Annotated in this window: 9 protein-coding genes; 5 read left to right on the forward strand and 4 right to left on the reverse strand. The window is 59.2% G+C overall.

Annotation, left to right across the window (positions count from 1 at the left end; translation table 11 throughout):
* On the forward strand, positions 1-295 hold a 295-nt coding region (locus tag ACRXB1_RS26110; RefSeq protein WP_449493684.1), incomplete at its 5' end, for a tetratricopeptide repeat protein.
* 123 nt (positions 296-418) lie between these two features.
* On the opposite strand, the gene ACRXB1_RS26115 is transcribed toward ACRXB1_RS26110, so the two are convergent.
* Complete coding sequence (locus ACRXB1_RS26115) at positions 419-1,282, reverse strand: tRNA threonylcarbamoyladenosine dehydratase (RefSeq protein ID WP_086381038.1); 864 nt, start codon at positions 1,280-1,282, stop codon at positions 419-421.
* Between the two features lie 298 nt (positions 1,283-1,580).
* Between ACRXB1_RS26115 and pdxH the strand changes: the two genes are divergently transcribed.
* The 3 genes from pdxH to ACRXB1_RS26130 all read left to right on the forward strand — a co-directional run bounded on the left by pdxH (position 1,581) and on the right by ACRXB1_RS26130 (position 4,828).
* On the forward strand, positions 1,581-2,237 hold the full coding sequence (pdxH, locus tag ACRXB1_RS26120; RefSeq protein WP_174364951.1) for a pyridoxamine 5'-phosphate oxidase: 657 nt from the start codon (positions 1,581-1,583) through the stop codon (positions 2,235-2,237).
* Positions 2,238-2,480: 243 nt separating this feature from the next.
* The gene (locus ACRXB1_RS26125) at positions 2,481-3,695 is read left to right on the forward strand and encodes an SAM-dependent methyltransferase (RefSeq protein WP_062000225.1); all 1,215 of its coding nucleotides are present in this window, start codon (positions 2,481-2,483) and stop codon (positions 3,693-3,695) included.
* Positions 3,696-3,772: 77 nt separating this feature from the next.
* Positions 3,773-4,828, forward strand: a complete 1,056-nt coding sequence (locus tag ACRXB1_RS26130) for a DUF72 domain-containing protein (RefSeq protein WP_449493686.1) — start codon at positions 3,773-3,775, stop codon at positions 4,826-4,828.
* Between the two features lie 53 nt (positions 4,829-4,881).
* Here the strand turns inward: ACRXB1_RS26130 and msrA are convergent, their stop codons facing one another.
* Positions 4,882-5,442 carry a peptide-methionine (S)-S-oxide reductase MsrA gene (gene msrA / locus ACRXB1_RS26135; RefSeq protein ID WP_062000974.1) on the reverse strand — a complete coding sequence of 187 codons (561 nt, stop codon included), beginning with the start codon at positions 5,440-5,442 and terminating at the stop codon, positions 4,882-4,884.
* A gap of 203 nt (positions 5,443-5,645) precedes the next feature.
* Here msrA and ACRXB1_RS26140 point away from each other — a divergent pair, with 203 nt between their 5' ends.
* On the forward strand, positions 5,646-6,155 hold the full coding sequence (locus tag ACRXB1_RS26140) for a flavin reductase family protein (protein WP_075360025.1): 510 nt from the start codon (positions 5,646-5,648) through the stop codon (positions 6,153-6,155).
* 15 nt (positions 6,156-6,170) lie between these two features.
* Here the strand turns inward: ACRXB1_RS26140 and ACRXB1_RS26145 are convergent, their stop codons facing one another.
* Both ACRXB1_RS26145 and ACRXB1_RS26150 read right to left on the reverse strand, forming a co-directional pair.
* Positions 6,171-6,659 (reverse strand): Lrp/AsnC family transcriptional regulator, encoded by a 489-nt coding sequence (locus ACRXB1_RS26145; protein WP_062000227.1) that lies wholly within the window; start codon positions 6,657-6,659, stop codon positions 6,171-6,173.
* Between the two features lie 94 nt (positions 6,660-6,753).
* Positions 6,754-7,256 (reverse strand): IclR family transcriptional regulator (locus ACRXB1_RS26150; RefSeq protein WP_449493685.1); only part of this gene is annotated, 503 nt, incomplete at its 5' end.

Below are 7,256 nucleotides of genomic sequence, written 5' to 3' on the forward strand. Positions count from 1 at the left end.
TCTCGCAAAACTGTCGACGCCGCTTTGCCCGAGCCTGCCGCCCGCCGACGCGTTGATCGACGCGGTGAACGCGAATCCCGATGATCTTGAAGCTCGGTTCGCTTTGGCAAACCGCCTGATTGCGGGCCGCGACTACAACGGCGCGCTGGAGCATCTGTTCGCGATCTTCACGCGCGACCGCGCTTTCATGGACGATGTTGGCCGCAAGACCATGCTGTCGGTGTTCGGTCTGGCCGCGCATCAGCCTGAGGTGGTCTCGGCCTGGCGTCGCAAGCTCAGCAGCGCAATGAACTGACTTTAATGCGCGTAATTTAATTCTTTCAATTGGATTAAATCAAATCGAGCAGAAGTCTTTTGCAGCTTTACTTAATGCTTTTAATGGCCGCTTCACCCGAAATGGTAAAGCGGCCATTCGTTTCTAAAGCGCCTTCTTCGCAAGTTCCCTCAAGACAAAAGAAACCGCGGCGAACCCAAAACTGGCAGTGACACACACGCTCGATCCAAACCCGGCGCAATTCAAACCCACCGGTCCGGCATATCCTGGCGCGGTTTCGACGTGCTCGGCTTCCTCGCCGATATCGCTTGCCGGCGCTTCCGGGTAGATCAGCGGTTCCTCTGAGTAGACGGCGCTCACCTTGAACCGCGACTTTGGTCCGCGCGGAAACCCGTGCGACTTGCGCAACTGGCCGCGCACCTTCGAGAGCAGCGGGTCCTGGATCGTAAGCGCAAGATCATCGATACGAATCCGCGTCGGATCGAGCTGCCCGCCCGCGCCGCCAACCGTGATCAGCGGCTGATCGTGCTCGACGCACCATGCAATTAGCGCCGTTTTCGTACGCACGCTGTCGATTGCATCGATCACGAAGTCAAAACCGCCGCCCAGCACCGAATCGAAGTTCGCAGGCTCCACGAAGTCTTCAACCTCGTTCACACGGCAATCCGGATTGATGAGCCGGATACGCTCGGCCATGGCCGTGACCTTGGCCTTGCCGTAGTTGCCATCGAGCGCGGGCACCTGCCGGTTGGTATTGCTCTCGGCGACGTTGTCCAGGTCGATCAGCGTCAGCCGTCCGATCGCATTACGCGCCAGCGCTTCGACCGCCCACGAGCCCACGCCGCCAATTCCAATCACCGCCACATGCGCATGTTCGAACGCAGCAAGCCCCGCCGGGCCGTACAAGCGCGCCACGCCGCCGAAGCGCCGGGCGCGATCAGGCGCTTCAAACTCCGGCGTCGCGGGGGTAATATTTGAAGCATCGACAGAAGCGGAAATGGCGGTCATAAACGTTTAACGGGCAGGGACACAAGCAAGGAGGCAGAACTGACGCGCTATCACAACGATAGAAGCGCATATGAGCAGGAATTCACCGAATTGCGTATTCTGCCTTATCGAAGATTGGACGTCGGATACCAGCCTCCAGTTTTCTGAAAGCAGAATGAAAATAATCGCTCAGGTCACGTCAAATCCTGTTGCACGGCTTCATGACCTGACTCAATAAAGGTCGTGGAAGCATTAACCGTAAAGCGCACGATTTGCAGACCTTGGCTATACTAATGCGATTGAAGTGCTTGCATAAAAAATGACTACCCTCGCTGACCTTCGAAAGAATTATTCCGTCGGATCGCTGGACACATCCGACGTGGATCCGAATCCCATTCGGCAATTCGAAAGCTGGTTTGCGCAAGCGCAGGACGCACAACTCCCCGAACCCAACACCATGACGCTTGCCACCGTCGACGAACACGGCCGGCCATCGGCGCGTATCGTTCTCATCAAGGGCGTCGACGATCGCGGGTTCGTGTTCTTCACCAATTACCTCAGCCGCAAAGGTCACGAGCTCGCCGGCAACGCCGCCGCGAGCCTGCTGTTTTACTGGATCGAACTCGAGCGCCAGGTGCGCGTCGAGGGCTCCGTCGTCAAGACAAGTCCGGAAGAAAGCGACGCATACTTCGCGTCGCGCCCGCTTGGATCGCGAATAGGCGCGTGGGCGTCGGAGCAAAGTGAAGTGATCGAAAGCCGCGCGGTGCTCGAAGCCCGCGAGCGCGATCTGATCGCAAAATACGGTGACAACCCGCCGCGCCCTCCCCATTGGGGCGGCTACCGGCTCGTTCCCGACACTATCGAATTCTGGCAGGGCCGCCCTTCACGGTTGCACGACCGTGTCGTCTATAAACGTGATGCACGCGAGCAAGCGGACAACGGCCAGCAATGGCGCATCGTCCGACTATCGCCTTAGCGCCTGAAGGCGTCTTTAAGCGGTCTTAAAGCACCTTCGCCGAATTTTTGCTTCGCTTGACTGTATCAGACCTTTGCCCGGTTCAAGGTGAACCGACATGAGCAACCCGCGTTGAATCGCGTCTCGTTGCGGCGTGTCCGAACGGATATGGCGAAAGCAGAAAAACATCACGATGTGACGTACCAATGTGCAGTGCAAGCGACCCGGTTTGGCTTCAATTTCATCTGAGCGCGGAGAACAAGCATGTTTTGGGAGAAAAAGCTGACGCAGTGGGTGCAGGATATCCGGGACCGGGCCAACTTGCCCGCACGCCTTGTCCTGTGGGATGGACAGCAACATGACTTCGGAAGTTTCGCGGCGCCGCAAGTCACGTTGCACGTGAAGAGCGCGACTGCCCTGCCTTATCTGCTCGAACCGAGTCTGGACAATCTCGGTGAAGCGTATGTGAAAGGCAAGATCGACATAGAGGGCAAGCTGTCGGACATCATCAACATCGGGTACGGGCTGGCCAAGAACACGGTCACCAGCGCGGGCAAGCTTGCGCGCGTGCGGCGTTACTTCAATCATACGAAGGCGTCGGACAAGAAAGCCATTCAGTACCACTACGATGTATCAAACGAGTTCTACGCGCTCTGGCTCGACAAGAACATGGTCTACTCGTGCGCGTACTTCGAGAACGGCGACGAAGACCTCGCCACTGCGCAGATCAAAAAGATCGATCACATCCTGACCAAGATCCAGTTGCAGCCGGGCCAGCGCCTGCTCGACATTGGCTGCGGCTGGGGCGCGCTCGTCTTGCGGGCAGCGGAGAAATTCGGCGCGCAATGCGTGGGCGTCACGCTCTCGCAGAACCAGTTCGATCTCGCGACCAAGCGCGTGAAAGACGCAGGACTCGAAGACAAGATCGAGATCCGTCTGCAGGATTACCGCGACGTGCAAGGCCAGTTCGACCGGATCACGAGCGTCGGGATGTTCGAGCACGTCGGCCGCAAGAACCTGCCCGGCTACTTTGCCAAGGTGCGTGACCTGCTGGTCGACGACGGCATCGCGATGAACCACGGCATTACGTCGACCGATTACGACAGCGGCGAAACGGCGCTGGGCGGCGGCGAGTTCATCGACCGTTATGTGTTTCCGGACGGTGAGCTGCCGCATATCGGGCTGGCGCTCGAAGCGCTGCAGGAGGGCGGCCTGGAAGCGGTGGACGTGGAAAGCCTGCGCCGTCACTACGCGCGCACGCTCGACATCTGGGCGGAGAATTTCGAAGCGCACGCGGACAAGGCCAAGTCGCTCGTGGACGATGAAAAATTCCGCATCTGGCGCGTGTACCTTGCAGGATGCGCGTATGCGTTCGAAAATGACGACGTCTCGATCTACCAGATCGTCTGCCGAAAGGCCGGGCGCAGCGCGAAAACGCTGCCGTGGTCGCGCCGGTACATTTACGAAAAATCGCTCTGAGTTCAACGCCCGATTCTGCCGCTCCCCATGAACCCGCGTCCGGTGATGAACCGGACGCGGGTTTTGTCGATGTCGATCTGTTCGGTGAGGTTGTCGAGCCGGAAACTGCGCAACCTCCGAGATCGAAGCCAGCCAAAACGGCTTCTCCTCGAGCGAAATCACGCGGCGGCGTTCTGCCTGCCCTCGTCACGCCAGAACTCCACGCGCTCGCCGAACAACTTCCGGCGAAGGTTCATATCGGGACATCGACGTGGTCGTTTCCCGGCTGGCGCGACATCGTGTATGGCGACGAGTATTCGTCGGCCAAGCTTTCCCGCGATGGCCTCAACGCGCTCGGCGCGCATCCGCTGCTGCGGTGTGTATCGATAGACCGCTCGTTTTACGGGCCCTTGTCGGTCGCCGATTACGCCCGCTACGCCGGCCAGGTCCCGGCGCATTTCCGGTTTATCGTCAAGGCGCCCGCCTCGGTGACGGACGCCACCGTCCGCGGCGACAAGGGCATACCTGCAGGCGACAATCCCGCATTCCTCGACTCGGGCATCGCGATCAGTGAGTTCGTGGAGCCTTGCATTGCCGGTCTGGGTGAGAAGGCGGGCGCGCTCGTATTCCAGATTCCGCCGCTTCCCGACGCGATGATCGTCGATCCCAGCCTTTTCCTCGATCGATTGTCCGCGTTCTTGCAGGCTTTGCCGGCGCTGCCCGGCGAAAGTTGTTATGCCGTCGAACTGCGCGACGCCACCATGCTGACGCCGCGTTTCATCCGCGTCCTGCGCGATGCCAACGTGCGCTATTGCGTCGGCATCCATGCACGCATGCCTGATCCGAGGCGTCAGGCAAAGGCGCTCGCGCTGCTCGATGAAGGTGGAATGGGTCCGCTGATCGTGCGCTGGAGCCTGCATGGCGGCTTCAAGTACGAACAGGCGAAAGCGAAATACGAGCCGTTCGACAAACTCGTCGATGAAGACCCCGACACGCACGAAGCACTCGCCGAACTCGCCGTTCGATACGCACTCGCGGGCCAGCCTGTGGTGATTGCGGTGAACAACAAGGCCGAGGGATCGGCGCCGCTGACCTGCTTCAAGATCGCGCGCAACCTCGTTGCCGCGCTGCCGATCTGGCTTGGAAAAAAATAAAGCGGGCTTCAGTTTCCCGAAGGCCGCCTGGTCTTGCTATGCGCCGGCAGTCATCAACGCTTGAGCCTGCTGGCAAATTTCTGCCTGAACTTCGCTACCTTCGGCGCCACCACGAACGCGCAATATCCCTGGTTCGGATGCTGTTCGAAGTAGTTCTGATGATAGTCTTCGGCCGGATAATAGTTGCCGTTCAGCGGCGTCACTTCGGTCACGATCTTGCCGTCGAAGATGCCGCCCTTCTGCAGTTCATCGATCACACCCAGCGCGATTTTCCGTTGTTCTTCGGAGTGCGTGAAAATGCTCGACCGGTACTGCGTGCCAACGTCATTACCCTGACGGTTGAGCTGGGTCGGATCGTGTGTGGCGAAGAAAATCTCCAGCACTTCCTTGTATCCGATAACAGCAGGATCGAAGTCGACCTTGATGACTTCGGCATGCCCGGTCGTGCCGTCGCACACTTGTTCGTACGATGGGTCCTTCACCTGCCCGCCGGCGTACCCCGACTCCACCGACACCACCCCTTCCACGCCCAAAAACACCGCTTCCGTACACCAAAAACACCCGCCGCCGATGGTGGCGGTTTCGCGTTTCGCCTGCTCGTCATGTTGCGTCATGCTGGCTCCTGGTTCGTGTTCCGCAGTCACCCAAATGCGTGCGGAACCCCTCTGAATCAACCCTGCCAGCTTACTGGTTTTCGTGTATCCATGCTGCCGTCGAGGCTTATGACGCGGCAGCTTCATTATTAGCGGCGTAGTCGATTCCGATAGAATCGCAACAACTGCAATCCTCCGATGACATCGAAACCGAACCATCCTCAATGAAACGCGCTAATCCGCCGAATTTCGATGCAACCGCTTTTCGAGACGCACTGAGTCAGTTCGCGACCGGCGTCACCGTCATCACGACGCGCGCCGCGTCCGGCCAGTTGATCGGCATCACGGCCAGCTCGTTCAATTCCGTCTCGCTCGATCCGCCGCTCGTGCTGTGGAGCCTCGCGACGAAGTCGGCATCCATGCCCGTTTTCCAGGCCAACAGTCACTACGTGGTCAACGTGCTCGCCGCGACGCAAGTCGATCTGTGCAAGCGCTTTGCGACGGTCAAGGGCGACCGTTTTGCAGGGGTATCGCACGCGGCCGGGGACACAGGCATGCCCGTGCTCGATGGCGCGCTCGCCTGGTTCGAATGCCACAACCGCAGCCGCTATCAGGAAGGCGACCACGTGATCTTCGTGGGCCAGGTCGAACGATGCGGCGTGCACGAAAACGCAGCGGAACTAGCCCCTCTGGTATTCCAGGCGGGGCAATTCCATACGATCGGGTCGTTGTAAAACGCGTTGCGAAGCTCAGTTCGTGCGATCGATCAGCGCGACCGGTACGCCGGCTTCGTCCTTCATGGTCTGAAGCACGATATTCGAGCGGATGTCGATCACGCCCGGCGCCTTGTAGAGCTTGCTCAGAATAAAGTCTGAGTAATGTTTCAGGTTATGTGCGAGGACGCGAAGCACGTAATGCGTGTCGCCCGTCACCACGAACGCGCCGACCACTTCCGGCCATTCGCGCACCGCAGCCGCAAATTTCTCGTGCCAGTTTTCCTGGTCATTGCGCATGGACACGTGCACAAACGCCTCCAGTTCCACGCCAAGCCGTTCCCGGTCCAGACATGCGCGATAACTCGCGATCACCCCTTCTTCCTCGAGCAACCGCATGCGGCGCAAGCACGCCGATGGCGATAGCGAAATCCGTTCGGCCAAATCGAGGTTGCTGATCCGCCCATCTTCCTGCAATACCGACAAAATACGGCAATCCGTTGCGTCGAGCGAGAACCCTGTCATTTTTTAGTCTCCCTGCGGCTGTTTCATCGAATTATGTTCTAAGAGCGGCCCCTTTGGGAGGTTTTTTCTAAATCACGTTTCGAGGATCCGGACCTTAAACCAGCCGCGCCGCCAGTGCGCGCAGCTTTGGGCCGATGACATCCCGAAAAAAAATTTCATCCATCGACGATGCGGGACCGCTGCTGCTCAGCACCAGCCAGCGACCGTTGCGGAGATCGCGTACGGGTGCGGCGATCGCATTTACATCGGCGTGCCAGTCACGAAACGAATAGCAACAGCCATCGCGAGCGTAGTCGGAGATCGCATCCCGGGCGGCTTTCACCAATCGCGGGCCGTCTTCGCCGTTTTTCTGCGCCGTTGCTTCAAGTTCGTCCAGCAATGCGGCTTGCAGGTCCGGTTCCTGCACGGCGAGATAAGCGCGGCCCATGGAACTGGTGAGCATCGAAAGGCGCGATCCGGGCGCGAGACCGAGCGTGAGCGCAGTCTCGCTGCGGATCGTTTCCAGATAGATCATATCGAGTCCATCGCGGCAACCGAGCGATACCGCCGCGCCAATCTCCCGCGCCAGCACGCGCATGTGCGGGAGATTGGGGCGGG

The organism is Caballeronia sp. M23-90, from assembly GCF_053574605.1.

Coding starts and splice junctions, on each gene's coding strand:
- ACRXB1_RS26145 (WP_062000227.1), bottom strand. CDS start 6,659: ATGACAGGGTTCTCGCTCGACGCAACGGATTGCCGTATTTTGTCGGTA.
- pdxH (WP_174364951.1), top strand. CDS start 1,581: ATGACTACCCTCGCTGACCTTCGAAAGAATTATTCCGTCGGATCGCTG.
- ACRXB1_RS26115 (WP_086381038.1), bottom strand. CDS start 1,282: ATGACCGCCATTTCCGCTTCTGTCGATGCTTCAAATATTACCCCCGCG.
- ACRXB1_RS26125 (WP_062000225.1), top strand. CDS start 2,481: ATGTTTTGGGAGAAAAAGCTGACGCAGTGGGTGCAGGATATCCGGGAC.
- ACRXB1_RS26140 (WP_075360025.1), top strand. CDS start 5,646: ATGAAACGCGCTAATCCGCCGAATTTCGATGCAACCGCTTTTCGAGAC.
- msrA (WP_062000974.1), bottom strand. CDS start 5,442: ATGACGCAACATGACGAGCAGGCGAAACGCGAAACCGCCACCATCGGC.